Origin of the sequence: Thalassotalea sp. LPB0316, assembly GCF_014898095.1 — a bacterium.
Taxonomy (GTDB): Bacteria; Pseudomonadota; Gammaproteobacteria; order Enterobacterales; family Alteromonadaceae; genus Thalassotalea_G.
The window spans coordinates 594,282-618,873 of the sequence record NZ_CP062946.1; the positions used below are offsets into that span (position 1 = coordinate 594,282).

Annotated in this window: 20 protein-coding genes; 12 read left to right on the forward strand and 8 right to left on the reverse strand. The window is 40.4% G+C overall.

Annotated features, from left to right (window positions below; genetic code table 11):
- Positions 1-105 precede the first annotated feature (105 nt).
- From LP316_RS02675 to LP316_RS02710, 8 genes are all read left to right on the forward strand, one after another.
- Positions 106-1,434, forward strand: coding sequence for an efflux RND transporter periplasmic adaptor subunit (locus tag LP316_RS02675; protein WP_193022549.1), 1,329 nt, complete (start codon positions 106-108; stop codon positions 1,432-1,434).
- A 43-nt stretch (positions 1,435-1,477) separates the two neighbouring features.
- Positions 1,478-2,161, forward strand: coding sequence for an ABC transporter ATP-binding protein (locus LP316_RS02680; protein ID WP_193022550.1), 684 nt, complete (start codon positions 1,478-1,480; stop codon positions 2,159-2,161).
- 10 nt (positions 2,162-2,171) lie between these two features.
- Positions 2,172-4,655, forward strand: a complete 2,484-nt coding sequence (locus tag LP316_RS02685) for an ABC transporter permease (protein WP_193022551.1) — start codon at positions 2,172-2,174, stop codon at positions 4,653-4,655.
- Between the two features lie 217 nt (positions 4,656-4,872).
- The gene (locus LP316_RS02690) at positions 4,873-5,565 is read left to right on the forward strand and encodes a hypothetical protein (protein WP_193022552.1); all 693 of its coding nucleotides are present in this window, start codon (positions 4,873-4,875) and stop codon (positions 5,563-5,565) included.
- Positions 5,566-5,644: 79 nt separating this feature from the next.
- The gene (locus LP316_RS02695) at positions 5,645-6,343 is read left to right on the forward strand and encodes a 2OG-Fe(II) oxygenase (protein WP_193022553.1); all 699 of its coding nucleotides are present in this window, start codon (positions 5,645-5,647) and stop codon (positions 6,341-6,343) included.
- Positions 6,344-6,444: 101 nt separating this feature from the next.
- Positions 6,445-7,308 (forward strand): YicC/YloC family endoribonuclease, encoded by an 864-nt coding sequence (locus tag LP316_RS02700; RefSeq protein WP_193022554.1) that lies wholly within the window; start codon positions 6,445-6,447, stop codon positions 7,306-7,308.
- A 205-nt stretch (positions 7,309-7,513) separates the two neighbouring features.
- Positions 7,514-8,752 carry a tyrosine-type recombinase/integrase gene (locus tag LP316_RS02705; RefSeq protein WP_193022555.1) on the forward strand — a complete coding sequence of 413 codons (1,239 nt, stop codon included), beginning with the start codon at positions 7,514-7,516 and terminating at the stop codon, positions 8,750-8,752.
- Between the two features lie 215 nt (positions 8,753-8,967).
- The gene (locus tag LP316_RS02710) at positions 8,968-9,306 is read left to right on the forward strand and encodes a hypothetical protein (protein ID WP_193022556.1); all 339 of its coding nucleotides are present in this window, start codon (positions 8,968-8,970) and stop codon (positions 9,304-9,306) included.
- On the opposite strand, the gene mobV is transcribed toward LP316_RS02710, so the two are convergent.
- The 4 genes from mobV to LP316_RS02730 form a co-directional block, all read right to left on the reverse strand.
- On the reverse strand, positions 9,297-10,157 hold the full coding sequence (mobV, locus tag LP316_RS02715; protein ID WP_193022557.1) for a MobV family relaxase: 861 nt from the start codon (positions 10,155-10,157) through the stop codon (positions 9,297-9,299). The two genes, LP316_RS02710 and mobV, sit on opposite strands and share 10 nt — an antisense overlap.
- Entirely contained in the window at positions 10,150-10,623 is a 474-nt protein-coding gene (locus tag LP316_RS02720) for a hypothetical protein (protein WP_193022558.1), read from the reverse strand. Before LP316_RS02720 ends, mobV begins: the two co-directional genes overlap by 8 nt.
- A 569-nt stretch (positions 10,624-11,192) precedes the next feature.
- Positions 11,193-11,633: a replication/maintenance protein RepL gene (locus tag LP316_RS02725; protein ID WP_193022559.1), complete on the reverse strand. Its 441-nt coding sequence runs from the start codon at positions 11,631-11,633 to the stop codon at positions 11,193-11,195.
- Positions 11,634-12,059: 426 nt separating this feature from the next.
- The gene (locus LP316_RS02730) at positions 12,060-13,307 is read right to left on the reverse strand and encodes a DNA cytosine methyltransferase (protein ID WP_193022560.1); all 1,248 of its coding nucleotides are present in this window, start codon (positions 13,305-13,307) and stop codon (positions 12,060-12,062) included.
- An 88-nt stretch (positions 13,308-13,395) separates the two neighbouring features.
- Between LP316_RS02730 and LP316_RS02735 the strand changes: the two genes are divergently transcribed.
- On the forward strand, positions 13,396-15,138 hold the full coding sequence (locus tag LP316_RS02735; protein ID WP_193022561.1) for a hypothetical protein: 1,743 nt from the start codon (positions 13,396-13,398) through the stop codon (positions 15,136-15,138).
- 134 nt (positions 15,139-15,272) lie between these two features.
- On the opposite strand, the gene LP316_RS16170 is transcribed toward LP316_RS02735, so the two are convergent.
- Positions 15,273-15,497 (reverse strand): helix-turn-helix transcriptional regulator, encoded by a 225-nt coding sequence (locus tag LP316_RS16170; RefSeq protein ID WP_193022562.1) that lies wholly within the window; start codon positions 15,495-15,497, stop codon positions 15,273-15,275.
- Positions 15,498-15,935: 438 nt separating this feature from the next.
- Here LP316_RS16170 and LP316_RS02745 point away from each other — a divergent pair, with 438 nt between their 5' ends.
- The 3 genes from LP316_RS02745 to LP316_RS02755 all read left to right on the forward strand — a co-directional run bounded on the left by LP316_RS02745 (position 15,936) and on the right by LP316_RS02755 (position 20,360).
- Positions 15,936-16,523 carry a class I SAM-dependent methyltransferase gene (locus LP316_RS02745; protein WP_193022563.1) on the forward strand — a complete coding sequence of 196 codons (588 nt, stop codon included), beginning with the start codon at positions 15,936-15,938 and terminating at the stop codon, positions 16,521-16,523.
- Between the two features lie 33 nt (positions 16,524-16,556).
- Entirely contained in the window at positions 16,557-19,673 is a 3,117-nt protein-coding gene (locus tag LP316_RS02750) for a DEAD/DEAH box helicase family protein (RefSeq protein WP_193022564.1), read from the forward strand.
- A gap of 81 nt (positions 19,674-19,754) precedes the next feature.
- Entirely contained in the window at positions 19,755-20,360 is a 606-nt protein-coding gene (locus tag LP316_RS02755; RefSeq protein ID WP_193022565.1) for a DUF1294 domain-containing protein, read from the forward strand.
- A 69-nt stretch (positions 20,361-20,429) separates the two neighbouring features.
- On the opposite strand, the gene LP316_RS02760 is transcribed toward LP316_RS02755, so the two are convergent.
- The 3 genes from LP316_RS02760 to LP316_RS02770 all read right to left on the reverse strand — a co-directional run bounded on the left by LP316_RS02760 (position 20,430) and on the right by LP316_RS02770 (position 24,579).
- The gene (locus LP316_RS02760) at positions 20,430-21,773 is read right to left on the reverse strand and encodes a type II toxin-antitoxin system HipA family toxin (RefSeq protein ID WP_226960788.1); all 1,344 of its coding nucleotides are present in this window, start codon (positions 21,771-21,773) and stop codon (positions 20,430-20,432) included.
- On the reverse strand, positions 21,718-21,978 hold the full coding sequence (locus LP316_RS02765) for a helix-turn-helix domain-containing protein (protein WP_193022567.1): 261 nt from the start codon (positions 21,976-21,978) through the stop codon (positions 21,718-21,720). Before LP316_RS02765 ends, LP316_RS02760 begins: the two co-directional genes overlap by 56 nt.
- A 675-nt stretch (positions 21,979-22,653) precedes the next feature.
- Entirely contained in the window at positions 22,654-24,579 is a 1,926-nt protein-coding gene (locus LP316_RS02770; RefSeq protein ID WP_193022568.1) for an alpha/beta hydrolase family protein, read from the reverse strand.
- Positions 24,580-24,592 lie beyond the last annotated feature (13 nt).

The window sequence follows — 24,592 nt, forward strand, 5'->3', positions numbered from 1 at the left end:
CTAACTCAAATTCCAAACCAATAAAACCCCTTAAAAAACAACAAGGTAAAATCTGGCACAAGCTCTGCTGAAGGTTCGTTAACATTCTCAAACAACGGACCTAACATGAGTCAGGTATTAAAAGAGCAACCAACAAAACCGACCGCGGTCAAGCTGACGCCGAATTCCGGCCAGACAATGGATCGTAAGATCGCAAAAACTACCACACCTTATAAAAAAATCATTATCGGGCTTTTGATCACCACTGTAGCAGTCGGCGCTGGTTACCACTATTTGGGTAACGACACCGGAAAAACCCTGTCACTAGATAACCAACGTCTTAATATTTCCACGGTTAAAGCTGGTGTCTTTGATGATTTTATTCCGATCAGAACGCGAGTGGCACCACTAAAAACCGTTTATTTAGACGCCATTGAAGGTGGCCGTGTTGAGCAGGTGCTGGTAGAGGATGGCAGTGTTGTTACCAAGGGCCAGCCGATTGTCAGACTTTCTAATACTCAACTTCAACTGGATGTAATGCGCAATGAAGCGGCGGTAACCGAGCAGCTAAACAATATGCGTACTATTGAGTTATCGTTAGAGCAAAACCGCTTAAGCCACAAACGCAACCTAATCGAATACAACCACGAAATCAAACAATTGACCCGCCAACTTGATCGTGAACGTGTGATCCGTGCCAATGGCAGTATTTCTGAAAGTCAGATACAGGAAACCGAAGACGAGCTTGAATACAACAAGCAAATGCGCGAGTTGACGCTAGAAAGTCAGCAAACCGATGCTCGCATGCAGGAGCAACAACTAGCGTTCTTAAAAGAAACTAATGAGCGTTTAGAAGCTAGTCTGGCCTTTGCCCGCGATAACATGAATAACCTCAATATGCGCGCGCCAGTAGCAGGCAAGCTGTCTGGCTTTGATGTTGAAGTAGGACAGTCAATTAATCGCGGTGAGCGCATTGGTCAAATTGACGATCCTGATAACTTCAAACTCGAAGCCAGCATTGATGAGTACTACCTCGAACGTATTCAGCTTGGTCAGAAAGCCAGTGTCAGTAAGAGCTCAGAAACCTTTATGGTCGCTATTAACAAGATTTATCCGGACGTTAAGAATGGCCAGTTTCAGGTCGATCTAACTTTTGATGGTGATCAACCTGACAATATCCGCCGGGGACAAACACTACAAGCCAAACTAACGCTCGGTGATAGCGCGGAAGTGTTACTGATCCCCAACGGTGCCTTTTATCAGGATACCGGCGGTAACTGGATCTTCGTGGTCAGCCCTGACGGTAAAACAGCGGTTAAGCGCAGTGTCAAATTGGGCAGAAAAAACAACCAGTACATTGAGGTGATTGAAGGGCTTGAGGCGAATGAAAAAATTATCACTTCACCTTATTCGAGCTTTAAAAGCATGGACACCCTGATTTTAACCAATAACTAAAGCAGAAAACTAAGAAAGATAACGAGAGTAGCAGAGAAAGACTATGATAAATCTAAAAAATATCCACAAATACTACCGCACTGAAGACGTTGAAACAGTTGCGCTTAATGATGTTTCAATTGATATTGCGGCGGGTGAGTTTGTTGCCATTATGGGACCTTCGGGCTGCGGTAAGTCAACCTTGTTGAATACTCTGGGAATGCTCGACAGCCCCTCAGAAGGGCAGTACCTGTTTGACGATGAAAATATTGCCGGCTATGGCGAAGCACGCCTAGCTGACCTGCGCAAGCGCAATATCGGGTTTATTTTCCAGAGCTTTAACTTAATCGATGAATTGTCGGTCAGTGAAAATATTGAGCTGGCCCTGCTTTATCACGGCATCCCCGCGCAAGAGCGCAAGGCACGAGTACAGCAAGTGATGGAAAAGGTTGGCATTGCTCACCGTGCTAACCACATGCCCAGTCAGCTATCCGGTGGTCAGCAGCAGCGGGTCGCGGTCGCGCGCGCTGTGGTAGGAAATCAACGGGTGATTTTAGCGGATGAGCCAACAGGTAACCTAGATACCCAGCACGGCATTGAAGTGATGGAAATGCTTCAGGCACTCAATAAAGAGGGCACCACGGTGATCATGGTAACTCACTCACCAGAGCACGCGCGTTATGCTTCTCGCACCATTAACCTGCTTGATGGTCAGGTTCAAACTGAACAGTTGCGCGCGGCATCGTAGGAGAGCGGTTATGTTATTAACGAATTACTTAACTTCCGGCTGGCGTAACTTGTTTAAGAACAAGTTATTTTCTGCCATTAATATCTTTGGTCTGGCGATTGGTATTACCGCAGTTTGCCTGATCAGTTTGTTTGTTCGTTCTGAACTCAGTTATGACAAGTTCTGGCAAGATTCAGATCGCATTGCTCGCGCCCATGTAACCTTTAGCGTGCCCGGTCGAGACCCTATTGCTTCGGTAGCAACACCTGGCCCTTTTGTGCATGCTCTGAAAAAAGACTTTGAGCAGGTTGAATACGCAGCGCGCCTTGGTTTGGTCAGCCCGTTGATCACGCATCAAGAGCAAAGCTTTATTGAACAAATTTCAATGGCTGATGCCGATATTCTAAACATCTTCAACTTTGACTTTATACACGGCAATGCAGAAAGCGCACTCTCGAATCCGCATTCGTTGATACTGAATGAGACATTAAGTGAAAAGTACTTTGGCGATCAAAATCCGGTAGGGCAAACACTGACCATGGATTTTGGCGAGTTCAAACGCGATTTTAAGATCACTGCAGTGATTGCCGATTTACCCGATAACACACAGCTTGAAGTGACTGGATTAATGCTGATTGACGAGGCAGACTGGCAAGATCAACCGTGGCGCTTGGAAGCTTGGTTTTCAGTCAACACGCAGACTTACTTTAAAACCTATCAATCTGACGACCTAGCGTTTATTAATAGCCAGTTAGATGACTTTACTGAACGCAATTTTCCTACGTTACCAATAGGTGACGAGTCAGCAAAGAAAACCGACTTTATCGCACTCTCTGCCATGCCGTTAACCGAGCTACATTTAAATGCAAGTGGTATGGGAGAGTATCGCCCTACAGGTAGCAAAACCACAGTATACACCTTCAGCACTATCGCTATGCTGATCTTGATCGTTGCCGCCATTAACTTTATGAACCTATCAACCGCACGTGCCAGTCAGCGCGCAAAAGAAGTATCACTGCGCAAGGTAATGGGGGCATCACGGAGCAATTTAGTGGTGCAGTTTTTAGGTGAATCAGTACTCATTACGCTGATCTCGCTGGTTATTGCCGTTGTTTTTATTGAGCTCGCTTTACCTGTTTATAACGAAATGCTCGGTAAAACCCTAGCGGTTGATTATCTCTCAACCGATTTGCTGGCGTTATTAATACTTTCGTTAAGTGTTGGCGTACTGGGCGGTTTGTATCCAGCTTTTGTATTGTCAAACTTCAGACCGGCGACCGTGCTTAAAGCCAATAAATCGGCTGAGTCTGGCGCTTCAATGAGCCTGCGTTATGCACTAGTAGTATTGCAGTTCGCGGTATCTATCGGCTTATTTATTTCAACCAGTGTGGTCTATAGCCAGATGAAGTATGCCGACAGTATGGATGCCGGCTTTACCAAAGATAACTTGTTGGTCGTTCATCGTTTAGGCCGTGATGCAGCCAATGAAAAACGTGAAATGCTGGTTAAGGAAATCACTAAGATGCCGGGTGTAGTTGATGTGACTTGGTCAAATGAAACACCTGCCAGTGGTAATGAGAATAATACCATGGTGCGCACCGAAGGTATGGCGGCCAAAGATTCGATGTTGATAGGCCAGCGCGGAGTGGGTTACAACTTCTTTAAAACCTATCAAATACAACTGATTGCCGGACGCACTTATCAGCGTGATCGCAATGACACAGCACTTACAGCTGATGAATTGCGTGAGGGCAATAACAGAAAGTCGTCAATTATCGTTAACGAATCAGCGGTAAGACGACTGGGTTTTGCTTCACCTCAGGAAGCTTTGGGACAGTCAATCTTTATGGGACGCGGTAATCCAGAGGAAGAACTCGAAGCGGAAATGGAAATCATTGGCGTGGTTGGCGACGTACACTTTGAGAGTCTGAAATCTTCGATTCGTCCGGAAATTTATAACCTGAATACAGAATGGGGCGCAGCCTTAACCATACGTTATCAGGGAGACGCTGATGCGGTCGTTAAGCAGGTTGAATCATTATGGGAGAGTGAAGTTGCCACCGTACCATTTTCTTACGCTTTTGTTGCTGATGATGTTGCTGAGCAATATCTGGCAGAACAAGGGCAGGCGAGCATGTTTGCTGGATTCTCAGGGTTAGCAATTTTAATTGCCTGTCTTGGCTTATATGGCCTAGCAAGCTTTACTGCTGAGCGCCGCACCAAAGAAATAGGTATTCGCAAAGTGATGGGCGCATCAGTTAGTAACATTATTAGTCTGCTGGTCTGGCAATTTAGTAAGCCAGTTATCCTAGCTAACCTAATAGCCTGGCCAGTGTCGTTTTATCTAATGAATAACTGGTTACAGTCGTTTGTTTACCGCGTAGACAGCAGTCTTATCCTAATATTGTCGTTGGCTGCGGCAATTGGAGCGTTGTTGATTGCTTGGGTAACGGTTGCCGGCAACTCGTTTTCAGTGGCCAGATCTAATCCTATTCTCGCACTCAGGTATGAATAAGGCTGTAGTTAGTGTGATCTCTAACCCAACAAAAAGCGCGGCTCATACCGCGCTTTTTGCTTGAACTACCCTTTACTACCATGTCAAATTCCACCCTATTACACGCTTTATTTAGATTCCTGAGTAATAACTATTGGTTTACTTTACCTTCGTGAGCATTACTGATAAAAAAGGTAATAAAAATAAATTGATACGTTAGCACAAGAAAGGATTCGACATGTGGAAATCAATCACACTGATCATTACTGGGGTAATCGGCCTTATAATTTCCATGTATACCTTTCAAAAAGGTAGTTTAACTTTTAGTGATATCGCCTCATTTTTTAATGGCGAAAAAACATTTTATCAAGTATTTGTCGAACCCCAAAAGCCACTAATTGCGCCTTCAAGAGCTAAGTCATATAAGCAATCTGAAAGTTTTGAAAATACACCCAATACCTGCCTTAATCTGAATAATAGCCGAGCCTTTATTGCACAATATTTACGTCAATATATAGACCTAGATTCAACCTTCACCACAGAGCTTCAAAAAGTCACGTTACTCAAAAGTTATTTCGATACGCTCCAAAACGATTATTACATTGGTGAATATGAATTTAGTGGCCAAAAAGCGCTAATGTTTCACAGTGCACCAGTGCACACACAAATGGATTGTGCCAAACCCCTCAATAAAATCTCTGATATTGTATACAAAATTGCATCGAACTCCTCTAGACAACAAATAAAAGAGTTTTCAGGCTACATAGAGGGAAATGATAGCCACCCTTTTGAAAATGAGCAGATAATGGTTTCGCACCCCTTTGTGTTTCAGTTTTCTAAAGGCAAGTTGATTGACTTCAAATACAAAGCATTGAGTGAGAGTAATTATGCAAACCACTATCTTGATGAAATGCTTTGGCCTAAAAATTAATGCTATAAATCACTATTGATGTTCTGCACCTTGTTAATATAAAGTTAACACCCCTTAAGCCATAATCAGATACGTATCTATGCAGCATTTTATCGTTGAGTTTAAACAAGCACTTTCCGCTGAATTTTGTCAGCACCTCATTGAAAAATTTGAACAAGACGATAATAAACAACAAGGAAGAATTGGCTCAGGCGTAGATACTACCAAGAAAAACAGCATTGATATTCACCTCTCAACCTTGCCCGATTGGCAGCAAGAGCATCAACAGATCAACGCGCTCGTTTTACAAGGCTTGGTGCAGTATGTAAAAGCCTATCCTCATATCATCACAGGTGCGATAAGCCCAAGTATCAAAGATGCCAAAACCGGACAATTAACCACGTTAACACCTGAAATGATCAGCCAACTCGACGACAACCAGCTATCATCAATCATTCAAAGTATTTTTAGACTCGACGATATCAATATGCAAAAGTACCCCGTACAAGAAGGTAACTTTGGCCATTGGCACGCTGAGCACTACCCTCACCCAAGTGATCCGGAACAAAAAAGCTTACATCGAACACTCTTGTGGCTAATTTATTTAAACGACGTACCACAGGGCGGCGAGACAGATTTTTTATATCAGCAAGCGAGTATTAAACCAACAACGGGCAGCTTAGTACTCTCCCCATGTGGCTTCACCCACACCCATCGCGGCAGAACCCCTTTATCAAACGATAAATATGTACTGGCTTCTTGGATTATGTATAAGCCAGCAAGTGAGCTCTACCGATAAACTTCCCCCGTGATTTAAGCGATACACACTGGCTGTTGTAGCCTAACTCAGGCATAATCTAGCGGTTCATTCTTATAAAACTAATTAATAGGAAAGATATTATGATCCATAGTATGACCGCCTTTGCTCGCCATGAAGTAAAAGGTGATTGGGGTAATGCCGTGTGGGAAATCCGCAGCGTTAACCAACGATTCTTAGAAACCTACTTTCGCCTACCAGAGCAATTTCGCAGCTTAGAGCCTGTTTTGCGCGAACGTTTTCGCAAGCAGCTAAACCGCGGCAAAGTAGAATGCGCCCTGCGATTTAATGCCAACCCTGCGGCCAAAAGCAACTTAACACTCAACCAAAATTTAGCCAATGAGCTAATAAAACATGCCAACTGGGTAAATGAGCAAACATTGAATAGCCAAATCAACCCGCTTGAAATCATGCGTTGGCCGGGTGTAATGGAAGCTGAAGAATCAGATATGGACGCTATTCAAGCTGAAATTCTGGCCGGCTTCGACCAAGCGCTTAAAGACTTCATCGCCGCCCGCGCAAGCGAAGGTAGCAATATGAAAGCGTTAATTGAACAACGCCTAGAGTTGATTATTGAGCAAGCCAATAACGTAAAAGCACACATGCCAGAAATCATTCAATGGCAGCGCGACCGCATTATTGAAAAATTCAATGACGCCGGCATTGAACCTGAATCACAGCGCCTAGAGCAAGAGCTTGTACTACTCGCTCAAAAAATGGATGTTGATGAAGAAATCGACCGCCTATACAGCCACGTAAAAGAGACCAACAAAATCCTCAAAAAAGGAGGCCCACAAGGCCGCCGTTTAGACTTCATGATGCAAGAATTTAACCGTGAAGCAAACACTTTAGGCTCTAAATCAATCAACGCAGACATCACCGCAGCAGCTGTTGAATTGAAGGTGTTAATTGAGCAAATGCGCGAGCAGATCCAGAATATAGAATAAATGTTTCACTGTTTTTCAACACCATTCAAATCAAACCTAAAGCCCTTATTTTAAGGGCTTTTTAATGTCTAGCATCCCCATTTATGTTTCAACTCTGTTCAGTAATTTTCAATCTGTTTAAATTTATTGGTGGCAGAAAAAGTGACAGAACTTCGATATTCATGTGCTATTATATATCTGTCTGCCACCAGTAAAAGGAATTGAAATGTTAGACACAAACAAAGATTTACAGAAGAAAGTACGCGAGGGAGTTGCGAACAAATGGAGCTGCGGGAGATCTTTATACTTTCGCATCAGTCATGAAGGAACTGCCTTTTTCATGGTTCGTTATACCTTTGAGAATAAACGTCGTGAAATGATCATTGGTAGGTATGGCAAGCTTGCTGATGAGATGACACTCGAACAGGCCAGAGACAAAGCAGCTGTAATAAGGGCAATGGTTAACCGCGGTGAAGATCCTCGACTTAAAAACGTAAAGCGAACAAATGAGAAAACTGTTAACTCAATCGCTGAAGTCTTTTTATCAAAGAAGAAGCGAAGAGTTCAAGATATCAGGCCTACAGAAAGAGTTTACTGGAATGATATATCGCCGGTAATAGGTTCATTGCTGCCTAAAAAAGTAAGTGGAGAGCACATACAAGACTTACTTGATCAGATTGTTGAGTCTGGACGTCCGACAGTTGCAAATGACGCTTTGCTTATATGCAAAGAACTACTTAACGAAGCAATGAAGTTCAACCATGTACGATACAATGTGGCGTTAGCATTTAATATGAAAGATGCGGGTGGCAAAGAGAAATCTCGAACTAGGGCTCTTAGCTTTGATGAGATAGAAACGTTTTATTCTGAGCTTGCAACACACCCGACAGAAATAACTCGCGAAAACTATCTTGCATTTGCGCTGTTAAATACGCTTCTAGTGCGTAAGGGCGAGTTAATAAGCGCAAAGTGGCAAGAGTTCGACTTTGAGCTGCAAACATGGACTCTTGAAGCAGAGCGAACAAAAACAACTAGTCGACTTGTGATTCCACTTCCCAACCAGTGCGTCGACTGGCTCAGAGAGTTAAAGATGCGAGCTGGTAAGTCAGAATATGTATTCCCCGCGCGTCGCGCTGGTAAGCGCAGAGAGTATATTAGTGATGATACACTAAATCACGCCCTATCAGGCTGCTTTAACAAAAAAGTGATGCGTAAAGGAAAGAAAACGCTAGTTGAAGGCGTATTGGCAAAGGTTGGCTTCAAACACTTTGTAGTTCACGATCTACGTCGAACAGGCCGCACCTTACTGGCTGAATTGGGTGTAGACCCTTTTGTTTCTGAGCGTTGCCTCAACCACAAGCTTAAAGGCGTTGAGCGTGTTTACGATCGTCATGACTACTTTGAACAACGTAAGGCGGCTCTGCAAAAGCTGGCTGATCGTATTGCTCCGCTGGTGAATGTTTAGTCACAATCATTGAAATGTGTAGTCAATTGTGAGGTGTGAGTTAGACAATTGTAATTGTCTAACTCACTACACAATTTTTATACGCTATCGCTAAAATTGTCGTTCGCAGGCAAGCCTGTTGAAAATAACTTCGTTATTTTAATGGCACATATTTCATTCTATCGCTAAAGAAGATCAGAAACTTCTGCTAGAGGTTTAACATAAGGAGAGTTTTAGTGCATGTTATGGTTCACGGCTTTTTTGGCAAGTATGCTATCGAACACGTAGCAGAAGATGACGTTATCGAGATGAAAATCGACAATGAATTGTTAGCCGGAGTGTTTGAAATGGTCAGTAGTCTAAATCGCCGTTATTGCGTTTCAGCAACATCAGGTAATACGAATAATTCGTTCAGCAATGATTGTGTCGTGAAAGTTGAAGATTTGCCAGATTTTATGCGTGCAATAATGTTTATGGTAAATTGCAAAAACGTAAAAAATTTAAATGGCTTAGCAAAGCTATCTGCGTTAATACACACGGCACAGCGATACAATGCACCAATTTATTACCTGTAACAAGGCTTGCCTAATCTCGGCTTCAACTCACGTTTAAGCTCAGTGTGTTGCATTTGAATAAGCTGTTGCGTTAAAGCTTTCTCTTGTGCCAGTTGAGTTTCGAGTGACTTTATTTTTTTACTATGCTCGCTGCTTAGCGCGTCAGCAATTTTTGACATTGCGACCGTCCAGTGACCAAAGTCTTTAGGATCTCTACTCGCTGGTTTTTTAATCGCTAATTTCTCGCAAAGAGCTTCAACTTTATTAAGAGCGGTATAGTACGATTTGATGCTTTGATGTTTAGCTCTACTTCCTTTTACACCTCTAACCAAGCCTAGCGGCTTCATAACCTCCGCGTATGATGTTTGTAGCTCGGATAGCGTATTGCGTCCGCCAAAGAATTTTCTAGCATTCAGCTTCCATGAACCATCTGGTTTTTGATCGGTTAAAACCAATATACAGTGGAGGTGGTATGTCTCTTCATCGCCGTGGCTGACACAGTTTATAACACGATCTCCGTACCTTTTGTTTAGCCAACTCAAATTTAGTTTTACCCAATTTTGAAGTCTATGTTTTGCATCTTGAAAGTAAGAACCATCTTCTTTCTTCAAAAAACAGGGAGAAAATGACAGTATCATTTCAACGGCAATCACTGCATTTTTTCTAATCTTTTTAATGCCTTTTTTATCAATATAGTTCTGCCAGTCAGCTTTTAAGTCATTAGAGCCGATAAAAACACGGTTATATTTTCGTCTTTTAGGATCAGCGTTAATAACAGGCCTTAAACGAAAGTTATGACTCCCCCGTTGTGCTAATTCCTGCTCTGTTTTAATTTTTTGTATGCGACATACAGTTCTCGGTAGGTTACTCATAAGAGTAACCTACCGTTGATTCTTTCTGGTGCTGGATACTAGCCTTTGCGACTTTCATTTGCTGCTTGATAAGCTCGTTATGAACTATATCGACGGCCTGCTCTATGCTCATTCTGCCAGCTAACTTATCATTTAACTGATCAATTAGTTTAGCTTTGCGAGCATTGCAATTTACTTTCGCACGATTAAGCTCCAGTTGTTCGTGAAACAGCTCATAACTCTTTGCACGTTCATTAGCCTCATTTTTCTCTCCTGTCGCTACGTACAGGTCCTTTGTTAGCTTTGCAATACGACGCTCGGCTTTATCAAGACTGCTTTCAGCAGACGTTGATAATATGACACACTCATGTGAGCTAGAGAGTAGTTTACCTGCTTCTTTGAGTAACACCTTGATTGGTGTTGAACCTGTTGGAGAGAGTAGCTTTTCGAGCTCTTGCGGTATCTTGATTATCTTGTTCGTGTTCATGAAAAATTCCTTTTTTCTTCACTAAGAGACAAAATCCTTTTTTGTCTTACTTTGTATATAATAACGTAATCTTTTTGCGATTTACGTGTATTTTGCGAAAAAGTCCAGATTTTGCTTATTTACAAAGCGTTTTATATGAAAACCTTACCAAGTTGTCTCATTTGATTTTTTCAGTGCGAATCGCAATACTTTGATAACGTAAATATTGGGTAATATTACATCGCTTTTTCAATTTATTTGTTCACAGATAGGTTACCACTACTTTCAATTCATGTGGCAACTACTACATTAATAAGTTAGTTACGAGTATATAGCTAAGTAATTTGATGAAAGATGAATCCTGTCAATGACAGTCGGTTTATTTGCTATACTACTCGAGCATTGCGCAGAGTACTCACATAATTACAGCTATTCAACTCCAGAGTATTAGTAAAATATTATCAAATATACTGTGGATTGTGATAACAGGTATAAATTCACATTATCCCTTTATTTGAATTGCCCAATAAAAACAGTAAGTTAAAACCCTAATACACGTCTTCTTATGTAATAGGGCTGAGCGGTTATTGTTAGCCTAGCTTGCCAAATTCCTCTTTTAGATTGAGCGCTGTCGCTAAACTTCCTTTGAACGCGATTTCAGGGTTTACCATGAAGGAGTTATTACCGATAGCTCGTATTATCCCCGCTTTTTTCAGGGCACATAAGTGATTGTTAAGGCTACCAACTGAAATACTCAACTGATCAGCCATTTCTCGTCTGATCGTCGAATTAAGGTCGATACGATTCGTATTATAACCGAGGCTTATGCAAAACAGATCAAACACATTTCTCTGCTGCCTTGTTAGCGCTCTGAGCAAAGGAGTGCAGGTTTGGAACACTGAAAAGTAATGTTCGTTACAACGCTTCTGCTTGTATAGCTTTACAACCTTTCTTGATGAATACTCTATTTCACCAGTTAATGTGTTTACGTTTTCGCGTTTAGTTAGCTCTTCCATTGCTAAATTTGACATAATTATATCCTTTTTTGTCATTTGGCTTCATGCCATACAAACAACATCATGTCGTTTGAGTCACTAATTTAGCACATAATCAAAGGATTATACTTTTTTTGTACTTTTAGCCATTATCAGTGCGAATCGCATCTATTTATATCTATTTAGGCTGCGAATCGCACTTATATTGCCACATACATATTTTTTCAATCAATCAACTCAAGGAAAAATTAAAATTACGATCAATATAACACTATATTTTCAGTTCTTACGTTATGTTAGCAGCGACAAATGGTCGTTTTTACTGGCTGGCACTATATAAACAGTTATAAGGAGCTCATAAGTTAAAACCTGTATACAGCTGTATGTGGGGCAATATTTGGTTCTCCCCTCATACTAGCTTCAGCTAATAAGTACGGAAGAGAGAACCAAAAGCAAAATCTATCATGACTTTCTATACAGTGATACGTCACTTATATGTTCTGAACACCATTGAGCAATTGGCTCTATAATACTACGAGCTAACTCTACAGGTACGGCGTTACCTATCTGCTTATATTGCTTGTTTAACTGGTTATTTATAGAACCCTTAGGGTTAATACCTTTTGAAAAGTTGAACCAGTCGGGGAAAGTTTGAATCCTTGAAATCTCTTTTACTGATAACCTTCTATGCAATGAGTCTTCTGGTAGATGCCATTCATCTTTACCTAATTTAATCATGTCGCTTCCAGAAGGGTGCAGTGGCGCTTGCCTTCCTGATGCCTGAATTGTAAAGCTCTGCTCTGACCATTTTTTCTTACGGTTTCTTGATAAATAAATAGGTGAATAACTTCCAGTGAAAAACTCACCTGGTGACGCTTCTAAATCACCAATAGCTTCCCGTAAAGAAATAAATGGTTGTAAGCCCTCACCTTCTCCGTGTGATGGCGAGGGGAATTGGTATTCAAAGTCAATATCAGAACGAACTCCGATAAGGAACACTCTTTCTCGAAGTTGAGGTACGCCATAATCTCTCGAGTTAGTTAGTTTCATTTTGACTTTGTAGCCTGCCGATTCAAAGTCTTGCTTTATTTGCTCAGCAACAGCACCTTTCCCAAGCGTTAACATGCCTTTCACGTTCTCCGCTACGAAAAACAACGGTTTTGCTTGCATCAAGCACCGAATAAAATGCAAATATAAAAAGTTACGAGGATCATCGATTAACCTTGGACCTCCTTCACTAAATCCCGGACAAGGAAATCCTCCAAGCACTATATCTGCTAGCGGGAATTTATTAACTTTACGAATATCTTCTTTTATTTGCAGGATATGTTTCGGGAAGTTGTCTTTATAACTCTGATTTGCTTCAGGGAAGTTATCTAACGACGCAACAGTATGAAAAACAGAGATATTTCTCTTCACATCAAATGCTTCTCGAGATAAGAGCGACTGATTGGTTTCGTTTCTACCAATAACTACATCCATACCTGCCAACTCAGCGCCTAGGTCTAACCCCCCACACCCTGAGAACAGGCTAACTAAATTGAACTTTGGAGGCTCATAAGCTAACATCTCGCGAGTTATTTCTGTGCCGTTTTGAGCAGCGAAAGATTGCTCTTGAGCTATTTTATCTTGTAGTAAGGACCTTACATCTTTCTCATCAATATTTTTTTCTGGTCTGAACTTCGCACGACCACGTTCTGCAATCTTCATAGTACCCTCATGTTATCAAAAGGGAATTTACCATTGATGCGGACAAAAGGCCAGTGTCTATTTAAAGTTTTTTGTAAAAAGGATTCAAATGAACAAAATTAAACCACGATTAATTGGGGATGAACATTTGCGGGACGTCGCCTTGGCTGTTGCTGGGTATTGTATGAATAGTTCACAGCCCGATAGTTCTATCCCTAGCGGTGCAACCGCAAAATATATAATAGAAAAATACCCAAATATAAGGTCAGTGATAAGTAAATTAGATATGGAAAATTGCGATTCTCATCCAGATCTCACTATCACCTTATCTGATGACTGCGTAGTTGCTGTTAACCTATACAAAATTAAGGGCAAAGGAAACATTCAACCAAAAAACTTAGGTGCAAAAAGTTTCCTTTCGACTTATTTTCAATCACAAAAACTTCAGGATGATTTTAATCATGAATTTGAAAGAGCATATCGAAAATTTTTGCTGAGTACAGCTGAGATAATATCAGGGCAAAGCTTTGAAAGTATAGACACAAAAGAAATAAGATCTTACATAAGAAATCAAACTAATTCATTTACAAATGAAATAGAGCCGTTTAGAGAGCGCTTGCTATATCATATGAGAGAAAAGTGCTTTTTGTTGTTATCTAATGAATATAATGAAAAAAGCGAGTCAATCCGAAATGCTTTTAATGAGTTATTTATGACCGACTCAGTAAACATTATATGCAGATATAAAGACAATAATGAAGTCATTGATGTGGAAGAATTTAAAGCCGAAATAGATAAAATTGATGAAATAAGTGTATCCAAGGTTGGAACTTACAGTTTAGGAATTACAGCTGAAGAACACACTCTGCTTATCCGTTTCAAGTTTGAAAGTGGCCCAAGTTCCTCTGTTAAATTAGCGACAAGCTTTAAGGTTGCTCAAAAAACAGATGAAGTTAAGAAAGGTAATTTAAAATCTATTGCAACTTTTAACTCAACACTAGGTGAGCGATTAAGAAAAACTAGTAATAAAAAAGATAGCGACGCTATTGGTAAGTGCTCTGAAGCAATATTTTACTACACAGTGTTGCAAGCAAATAGCAGCCTTAGGCGTGTAGACGAGAATAAATACATCGAAATGTTCGAGAAATATTCAGTGTTAGTGCCGAACAAAGACATTGAAAATATTATCCACACGACTGCTCAAACTATTACCAAACTTCAAAAGTACTTAGAGGAAAAACACGGTCAATATACGATTGATTCTATTGAGTTAGTCCCTGATAGTTATATTGCTGATAGATTAGACACAGCAGACATAGAACTAATTCTTAGATCAAACTCCAAATACATCATTGAACCTATTTCAGTTAAAGCAACGGCACTAAAGACTGGTAAAATAACCTCGAAGAATGCTGGTGTAGGACAAATAATGGGTCCAACATATTTCGACATGGATCAGAAAGCACTAACAGCATTAGTTAGCCAATTAAAAGAAGAATATAATAAAGGCGCAATTACGCACAGAGATGCCCAAGAATCAGTATCAAGTAACATCGGGAAACAATTATCCGATGCACCAATAGAGAAACTTAAAGGTGGAGTAGAGGCTTTACTTGGCAAAGCACTAGTTGTGATAGTCTTTTATAAAGTCAATAGCTGCCTTATACACGAGCATGGGAGTTCTATTTCTGATATTGAAGTGCAAAGAGATACACCAACAAAAATACAAAACACTATTCGCTGGGGGAATGGTAGCGCTGAGATTTCAATTCGTGTGAAATTCTCTGCTGGCCAAAATAAAGGATGGAGCTCATTAAAGTTAGCATGCGACTATAATTACGCTCTCAGTTAATCTTGTAACTAACTACTTATTTAGTGTTTGTTAGTGCCAGCTAATAAACAATATATACTTATAAAAGTAACTTATAATCATCTCTGGTCATAGTTTACCAATAAGTATATATTGCTTTTGCTTACAGGCTGAATTTAGCGAGCTCTTCGTTGCAGAGCTAGCCAGCTATAGAACTCGGCAGAATCCCAACCCAGCATATGTTTACCTGATGTTAACTGGCGGGGGAAATTGGGGTTTTGTCTCATTCTGTAAAGCGTCGTTCTTGATACCTGCAAAATTCGCATCAAGTCACTTTGCTTCAGAACGTGAAACATCTCTAGTTGGTGGGGGGCGTATTCTTTATTAGTTTGCACTTCCATTGCAAATTCTCCGTTTGTGATTGATTACTGTCATTCCTCTGACCTTATTCATATATCACAAACGCAAAGGCGATTGACGATTATTTTCAAATTAATTTACAATCATTAACTTAAGTAATTGTTCTTAAGTAAATATTGTGAAAGAAAATTTTCCCCTCCTATCGCCGGTGGCAGAAATGGTTAAAAACAAACACAAGACCACTTAAATAATATTTAACTAACTGATAATTAATAATAAAACAAAAGTTACAGCATTCAGATCCAGAATATTGAGTAATACACACTGACCAAGAACATCTTTAAATCCCTGAAATTCATTTTGAAACTCGGGGATTTTTTGTTTTTTCTGCCTAACACAAACACAGATCAAAAATGGAACAAAATACTTAGCGTTCTTCGGGTATACTGTTTTGGTTTTGAATTTCTTATACTGATTTCATGAATACAACGCTTACATATTATCAAACTCATGCAGCAGAATTTGCACAGTCAACGTTAGATGTTGACGTTTCTGCGCTATACGCTGAATTTGAACCTTTGCTCCCTCAAAATGCTAAGGTTTTAGATGCAGGCTGTGGCGCAGGTAGAGATTTAAAGTACTTTACCAGTAAAGGTCACAACGCAATAGGTATCGATGCTAGCAGCAATCTAGTTGACATAGCTAAGCAACAATCAGGTTGCAATGTATTGTGTAAAACCTTTGAGCAAATTTCTTGGCAGAATGAATTCGATGGCATTTGGTGCTGTGCTAGCCTATTACACGTTCCAACAAACCAATTAACAGATGTCTTTAAACGTCTTGAAACGGCATTAAAACCTCAAGGTGTTTTATATGTTTCGTTCAAATACGGCAGTGAAGAAAAAGAACGTAATGGTCGGTGGTTTAGGGATTTAAACGAACAACTGCTCACAGAGTATTTGCTTAGCGTGCCAAAACTAAAAATTAAAAAACACTGGATAACTGGCGATGCTCGGCCAGGCAGAGCAGATGAAAAATGGTTAAATGCCATTTTGCTCAAAGAGTAAGATTAGCCGTTAGTAAATATAAGGACATTTGTATTGGCCAAGTTTACAGCTCAAGAAAGTACCTCAAATAAGTTTACTCAACTCGATAACCATATGGCTGAACTTGGCTATCAACTCACTCAAGTATCGAAAACTAGTCGACTTTTTGAAAATGATAATACAGCTGGTAGCCAAGCCAAACCGGTGTTAGTCGACACGACACTCTATCAGCACAAGCCTACTGAGTACCATTACGTAGAATACACCAGTATGCAAAATGCCTTGATGCATAAACATCAGGGCATCTTACGGTTTTTATACGATGATCACACTGTTTTTACCAACGAACTCACAATCTTTTTAAATGACACTGATGACCCCGAGCAAATTCGCATCTATGGCCAGCAACGAGATGAACATCACCTAGATCCAACACCACCAGAGCATAATTTTGCTGTCATTTATGAGCGTGTTTTTGGTGGTAAAGCAATCCATGCGCTAAAGGCCGAAGACAGCTACATTGATCGCAATGGCTCGCGCAGATTTATCGATTTTACGCTCAAGCGTTCTTCCTCACCTATAGCTATCGAATTAAATGGCGAGAGTTATCACCACCCATTAATAACTGGCCAAAAGCAATATCGCTCACAATTGTTTAAACAAAACTCGCTGGTTAGTGATGGCTACTTAGTATTCCGCTGGTCTAATCGCGGGATGGAAGATCACACTAAAATCGAAGATCAATTACGTACTTATTTTGGCTGTGCGAGTAACTTTTTATCGGCGCCACATTTTCGGGCAGAAAGAAGTATCAGCTCTTTCGATTTATATCAGCATCAAGAAGAATCGCTACAACGAATAAACAAAGAACGTGAGGCAGGTAAAAATACATTCTTAGTGGTATTACCCACCGGCACCGGTAAAACTGAAGTTTTTATTGAAGACATGCGTCAGCAATTTGCTGAAGATAACATTCAACGTGTCCTCGTAATCGTGCCAACCACCGCACTTAAAGATCAATTTGTTGAAAGGCTAAATCACCAATTACCTGAATTACGCGTTGGCTTTTCATTAGATTCATCGGTCACAGATATTGTCGTGCAAACCAGTGCTTATGTACTTCGCCACTTTGTTCATCAGCCCAAAGACAGCTTTGATTATATTCTTGTTGATGAGGCACATCGAGCCGCAGCTCATGGTTTAAGAAAGGTGCTTGAGCATTTCTCTCCCAAAACCTTAATAGGTTTAACCGCAACTGACGAGCGCCTCGATAAGCAAAAACTCGAAGATATTTTTGGTAGTTACGAAGTTGATTTAACCCTAGAGCAGGCCATTGCTAAAGGGCTAGTACCGCCGATCAGAGCGTTTCGATTATCGTCAAATATTGACTTAAGCAAAGTGCGCTTTAACGGCAAAGATTTTGTCAAATCAGACTTAAATAAAACCGTACAAGTCCCTTCGCGCGATCAGCTAATTGTTGATGTATTGCTCAAATACTTTAATGCGCCTTTGCAAACTGAAAAGCCGATTTCACAAGGGATCATATTCTGTGTTGATGTAAAACACACCAAGCGCATAGCAGACTTACTCAACAGTCAAGGTATTAGCGCGGCTTCAGTTCACGGCAAAGATCGCAAAGGCATCGAACAATATCAAAATAGAGAAATACGTTTTTTATGTGCGTGTGAGCTATTAAACGAAGGCTGGGATGCCCCACAAACTGAAGTTGTAGTAATGGCGCGTCCAACCATGTCAAAAGTACTCTACACTCAGCAACTTGGGCGAGGCACGCGTAAATTTGCAGGTAAAGAAGCGCTTTACGTCATTGATGTTGTTGATAGCTACGGCGCAGCATTACAACCTTGGAGTCTTCACAGTTTATTTAACCTAAATACTTATTGCCCATTTGAAAATGTCATTCATCCTGAGCAACATCTTCCTGAAAATGAGCTGATTGTACTAGACGGGCTCTGGGAAGGTGAACGACGCATAGAGCCAATCAATATTTTTAATTTTGAACAAGAATATGGCGATCTGATTAACGAAGAGCAGCTAGCTCGAGAGCTTTTTGTTTCAACGGGCACCGTAAAGTCATGGCTGAAAAAAGGTGATATTAGCTCAGATAAAAGCCTGCCATTTGGCCGCGCAACATTACATTATTTCGAGCCTGAGCAAATAGAGAAAATTCGCCAACTAAAAGGCTTGAAGGTACGCACGGAAGAAAGCCGCTACCAAGATTTTTTCGAATTCCTAGAGCAACGAGATTATACCTTCTCATATAAAATCGTGTTTTTGCTGTCATTACTGAAGCATTGTAATGACCAAGGTGAAGCCAATATTGCCCAAGTGACGCAAAGTTATCAGGCTTTTTATAAAAAGCTACTCACACGTTTTGGCAAAGCCGAAAAAGCCGGCAATCCATTGAATGATGTTAATAAACTCGATGATGAAAAATACCTTCAACGCAGTATGCTACAAAACCCGTTTGAAAAATTTGAACGTAAGCGGTTTGTCTATCAATGTAAGGATCTCGCACTGGTATCGTTTGATACCGTGTTATGGGAAAAATTAACTAGCGATGACCTAAATAAGATCCGCAGCCAGTATATTGACGATGGTATTACTTATTTTGAAAAGTTTGATGTGCAGCTTGTTAACAGTGATTTTGATGACCTAATGCCACGTGAGTCAATAACCGCTAATGATAACGTGATTACATTTGAGCCTGTTACTTTAGAAGATGCGACAGAGTTAACCGAAATCCCATTTTTCCCTAATATCAAAATTGCCTGTGGCCACTTTAAAACGGGCTTTGCAGATGTTGTTGAAACCATTGAGCTTGGCATCGAATACGGCAAACTTGACCCGAAAAGGCACTTCGTTGCTTGTGCTAGTGGTAATTCCATGAATGGTGGAAAAAATCCAATCTTAGATGGAGATTACTTATTACTCGAGTGGATAACACCAACCAGTGCAGGCTCCATTACCAATAACATCATGGCAATTGAACGATTGGATGAAACAGGTGATGGTCAATATCTCTTGCGCGTCATCAAAAAAGATCCAAATGGCCGCTATCGCTTAAAAGCTAACAACCCTGATTACGACGATATCACAGAGACAGAAGGGCTAAATACTTTTGCTCGGTTAAAGTCGATTATTAGAGATTAAGATAGTTTTACTTAACAAGATTTCACAATGATTGGCTGTAATTTATAGTTGTTAAACCTATTATTTATTCAAGGAAGATTTATGCGATTAAAAGGAAAGCTAATAAAATGGGATGCAGATAAAGCATACGGCTTTATTGCGCCTAACGGTGGTGGCGATCATGTTTTTATTCACAAGCGCGGTTTTGCCAACAAAAACCGTACACCACAATTAAATGACGTGATTACATTTACTTTATCTAAAGACAACCACGGTCGTCATTGTGCTGATGAAGCCACTTTTTCAGGTGAAAAGCTAAAGAAAAAACAGGCCAAGAAGGTCAGTAAATTCTCTATTTACCTCTCCCTACTCTTTTTGATTGCATTAGGCGCTGGTGCCTTATTGGGATTTGTACCTGTAAATCTCGTATTGATATATATTGGCTTAAGTATCGTTACCTATATCGCCTATGCTTTTGATAAAGCCAGAGCACAAAGTTGTTCATGGCGTATCCCTGAGGACGCACTGCATATGCTTGCCCTGTTCGGCGGTTGGCCTGGCGCTGCTGTCGCGCAGCAGGTGTTGCGCCATAAATCTCAGAAAAAAGCATTCAGAATCGGCTTTTGGTTTACGGTTGCTGTAAATGTTGGCCTGTTGTATTGGTTACTATCGGCAAGTGGTAATCCTATACTCGCTGCTCTTCAATAGTTTAAAAACACAAGGGATAGGATATAAACATTTTTATGCGCATAGAAGCGTTTAATTTATATCTGCGTGTTATCTCAATTTTTTAGTCGACTGAGCTCTTAGTCCTGCAAAGATAGTGGTTGCAACATATTCAGGAAAGTTAGCTGGTATTTTATTTTCAACTTCAGTAATAGCATGTTCGACATTATCAATGAAGTACTCATAATGTTGAGCCGCTTTTTCAACTGGATACTTAAAGTGTGCAGCAGTTGAGACAAAGTGGCGAGGCTGTATTCTGCTCCACTTAAAATGCGTGTTTTTTCCTTTCAACGACATTGCCATCTTGATTTTTTGAGATTGTAACGTGCTTTTCGACATCATAGGATATGCAGACAAAATGTCGTATAGTGGTGTCATTCGGTATTTATTGTTTGGCTCTAAAAACACACTGAAGTTTTTTCCATGGCCATCGATGGCAGCCAACAACCAAAAAAGTATTTGGGTCTTAAAAAAAGTTTCTCGATCCTGCGTATTTGAAGACGCGCTTAATAATTGCAGGCAATCACCAATACCTGGACCTCCATCAGCTTGGTATTTCTTGGCCGACGAGATCCCCTTAGCCTGACAAAAATCTTCTTGGGGCAAACGCATAAGCCACGTTCTATCTGAAGAATATTTACGGTCAAATCGCTCAATACTCAGAACTTTCTGTTCACCAAAATGAAGCACCTGAGTATTTGCAACCTCAAAACCAAAGGCTCTGGCAAGCTCTAAACAGATAAATTCATTTTCACAGCTATCTGTTAAGTCTATTCCTACCTGCGGTAATACTCCCATCGGCAATTTTATTATATGACTCGTTGGCGTTGTGCCTATTGGTTTAGCCCACTGCCCATCAATATTTAGCAATGCGGTTTTCTCTTGAGCGCCAGCAATAGAGATACGGAAGTCTTCATCATCGATTTCCATCCCTAACGGAGTATGTTTATAACCTTGCAGTAGCTTTTCTATTTCTAGCTCTGATAATGGAGTAAAGCTCAACTTATTAAGCAACTCAGGCTCAGCAGTTGATAACTGAATTGCCCCCACGCAGTCATTACCAATCGCAGCTAAAAGATCAAATGCATGCCCTGTTGCTACATCAAAGCGCGCTTGTATTTTGTTCCTGATATCTAGGTTATCTGGTAGCAGATTATCAAAGAAGTTATAAACTACATCACCAGAGTATTTTTGCTTAGTTATTGGCAATGACAAAGAAATGGGTCGGGCACCACTTCGTTCCATCCACTCTTGAGTATAAGAAAAATGTAAACCACCATTCTTATCTTTAGATAAAACACCAACCTTGATGCCATTAAGGCTTACATTTAGGTGCATTTTACCACTCCTGATCCCAGCCTGACTCTTTACTCTTACCGCTCTTAGTCTCTCCAATAGGCGTCAACTCAAACGATAAACCTAATTCATGGGCAATTTTAAATAAAGTATCAATACGAGAAGAACCCGCTGAATTTTCCATTCCTGATATCGTTTTTTGCTTAAGCCCGATGTGCTCAGCCACATCAGTTTGTGTACGGCCCTGTTTCTTTCTTTGCAGCTTTATATAGTCAGCTAACTCTTTCGAATTATTTAACCTCATAGCAACACCTTAAATTAACTTTCTATTTATACCCCCAAGGGTCTATTCATACCAATATACCCCTAAAGGTATACAAGTCAAGCGATTCAAATTAATACCCCACAAGGTATAAACACAACATTACCCCCTATAGGGTATAAATAGAAAAAAATAATTAATCTTAAACACAACGGCATAGGTTGTACCCAATTTAACAATGTTGTTTGTTGAACGTTTGCTATCTTGGGTGAATGAGTTTAACTGACTAAGCTGAACGACGGTAAGTATCACTAATATGAAGTTCGGCAAAAGCGCTAAACAAATATTATGTTCAAGTAGCGATCTGATTAAGCATAGGTCTTAAGACCTTATGCCTATTTCTCTTAACATCCTTAGATCGCCAGCTTTCGCTGTATTGACGGTCGAAAATTCAACTTCTTTGTATAGCTGGTTAAAGCGTACGTTAATACAGACTAGTAAATCATTGATGATTTTATTGGCAGCTTTCTCTGGGATGCTAAGCTCTTTTGCAAATTGAACGGTAGCATTTCAACCATAGATGTATAACGGCAATTTTTACAAAGTAGGGTAGCTAGTTATTTGTTGATAGCTAAGCTATCTCGGTATAAACCGATGCTGACTTATTTCCAAATCAGTTAATAGGGTTGAGCCCTTAAAACTAAGGGCTTGTCATTGCTATTTTAAGTGCTGTTTTAAAAATGCTAACACGTGATTCATGTATTGCTTTTTGTTATCTGGATCAAAAAAACCGTGATTTTCTTTTTCAAAGGCGTGCCATTCATATGGTTTGTTGGCTGCATCGAGTGATGCTTTTAACCTTAGCGAATGCTCATAGGGCACTTGTTGGTCTTCTTCACCGTGGGCGAGCATCAATGGAATTTTGATTTGTTGTGCGTGGTGCACTGGCGACATTTTTGCAATACGAGCGCTATCTGTACCTATCGTTTCTTTAATATAGGCTTTACCAAAGCCCAAGCGTTGAATATCACCTTTTTCACTCAGTAATTGTAAATCGTACACGCCAGCATAACCAATGGCGCACTGGTAAGTATCTGGGTAGTTAATTGCACTTTGAACTGCTGAATAGGCACCAAAACTAGCGCCCATAATACACGCCTTACCTGCTTTGGCTTTGCCTGATTTAATCGCCCATTGATAGGCCTCAAAAATGTCTTGTTGTATCAAACTTCCCCAGTTCTCATAACCGGCCGCTTGGAAGTTATGACCGAATCCAGCTGAGCCTCTAAAATTTACCTGCATTACCGAAAAGCCATTGAGAGCAAGGTATTGCACGTCTGCTGAATATTCCCAGTAATCTCGGCTATGAGGGCCACCGTGCACTAATACCACTAGCGGAGCATTTTTTGACTTCCCTTGGGTGAAGTAGCCAGATATCGTCAGCCCATCTGATGATTTAAACTCAAACGGATCAGTATAAACGAGCTGCTTACTCTTCACTTTAGGGTAATACTTGAAAAGCTTTTTGAGCTTGTTCTTTTTCAGATCGTAAAGGTAGAATTGCCCAGCCTCAATGTCTGACGACACTCTGACAATATATATTTCACCGTTTTCACTTTTACTCGTAATATCAACTGTTTGACCAGGAAATGCGGCAATTAGCCCCTTGAACACTTTTGCTTCGTTAAGCTCGTTATTTAAGATGTAATAACTTGGAAAGCCGTCATCAACACCTAAGGCATAAATGCTGTGGCCATCACTGGTGTATTTTACGTGGTTAATATCGACTTTTTTGTCGGTGATAATTTTCTTCAAGGTGCCCGATGCGAGGTTTAACTTAAATAAGCCGGCTTTATCTTGATTAAAATTATCGATAACGAATAGGTTTTCTTCGCTTTCATCAAGGGTTAGCGGCCAAAATTTATTACCAAAGTTCGAGGTGGGTACTTGCTGCCAACTATCGCCTTTTCTCAAGTGAACTTCGCGGTTGAATTTCTTATTGATCCCCGTAACTACTTTAACATCGCCATTCGAGTTCGTGATGTAATCAGCGTAAGGAACTGGTGAGCCCATTACCAATTTCTTTAATTTGCCGTTATATATATTAAGTTTATACAACCCTGGCATTCTATCGCCTTGGTTATCATAAGGAGTTGATTTAATAAGGATATGGCGCTCTTCATCGGCTAGCCTGTCGACAACATCAGCCCAACCCATGGTACCTTCTTTTTTCTTGAATCGAGAGCCTAATGACGATTCAAAATTTCGATAACCATAAATAAGCTCGCCTCTTGAGCCATCTAAATCTACCGCAAATAATTCACCGTAATAAACCAATTGCTCTTGCCACGGTTCACGCTGATTAATTTTGATAACCACCCGTTCATTGTTCGCCCAAAAATACTCTCCGACTTCATTTTTGCCCGGCAGTTTAGCCGAGCCAACCATTTTCATGTTTTCTCGAGAGATAAAAGCTAACGCGCGTTTGCCTTCTGAGTTAACAGCTACCGCTAAATGCTTGCCGTCTGGTGAAATTTTAACGCTGTGGTAGGTGGCTGAATCAAACAAGTAATCCCACTTGTTGGCGAAACACACGGTTGTCATCAGTGTGTAGATCAGCATGATAGCTAGGTACTTTTTCATTGTTATTATTCCT

Coding starts and splice junctions, on each gene's coding strand:
- LP316_RS02675 (WP_193022549.1), top strand. CDS start 106: ATGAGTCAGGTATTAAAAGAGCAACCAACAAAACCGACCGCGGTCAAG.
- LP316_RS02680 (WP_193022550.1), top strand. CDS start 1,478: ATGATAAATCTAAAAAATATCCACAAATACTACCGCACTGAAGACGTT.
- LP316_RS02685 (WP_193022551.1), top strand. CDS start 2,172: ATGTTATTAACGAATTACTTAACTTCCGGCTGGCGTAACTTGTTTAAG.
- LP316_RS02690 (WP_193022552.1), top strand. CDS start 4,873: ATGTGGAAATCAATCACACTGATCATTACTGGGGTAATCGGCCTTATA.
- LP316_RS02695 (WP_193022553.1), top strand. CDS start 5,645: ATGCAGCATTTTATCGTTGAGTTTAAACAAGCACTTTCCGCTGAATTT.
- LP316_RS02700 (WP_193022554.1), top strand. CDS start 6,445: ATGATCCATAGTATGACCGCCTTTGCTCGCCATGAAGTAAAAGGTGAT.
- LP316_RS02705 (WP_193022555.1), top strand. CDS start 7,514: ATGTTAGACACAAACAAAGATTTACAGAAGAAAGTACGCGAGGGAGTT.
- mobV (WP_193022557.1), bottom strand. CDS start 10,157: ATGAGTAACCTACCGAGAACTGTATGTCGCATACAAAAAATTAAAACA.
- LP316_RS02720 (WP_193022558.1), bottom strand. CDS start 10,623: ATGAACACGAACAAGATAATCAAGATACCGCAAGAGCTCGAAAAGCTA.
- LP316_RS02725 (WP_193022559.1), bottom strand. CDS start 11,633: ATGTCAAATTTAGCAATGGAAGAGCTAACTAAACGCGAAAACGTAAAC.
- LP316_RS02730 (WP_193022560.1), bottom strand. CDS start 13,307: ATGAAGATTGCAGAACGTGGTCGTGCGAAGTTCAGACCAGAAAAAAAT.
- LP316_RS02735 (WP_193022561.1), top strand. CDS start 13,396: ATGAACAAAATTAAACCACGATTAATTGGGGATGAACATTTGCGGGAC.
- LP316_RS16170 (WP_193022562.1), bottom strand. CDS start 15,497: ATGGAAGTGCAAACTAATAAAGAATACGCCCCCCACCAACTAGAGATG.
- LP316_RS02745 (WP_193022563.1), top strand. CDS start 15,936: ATGAATACAACGCTTACATATTATCAAACTCATGCAGCAGAATTTGCA.
- LP316_RS02755 (WP_193022565.1), top strand. CDS start 19,755: ATGCGATTAAAAGGAAAGCTAATAAAATGGGATGCAGATAAAGCATAC.
- LP316_RS02765 (WP_193022567.1), bottom strand. CDS start 21,978: ATGAGGTTAAATAATTCGAAAGAGTTAGCTGACTATATAAAGCTGCAA.
- LP316_RS02770 (WP_193022568.1), bottom strand. CDS start 24,579: ATGAAAAAGTACCTAGCTATCATGCTGATCTACACACTGATGACAACC.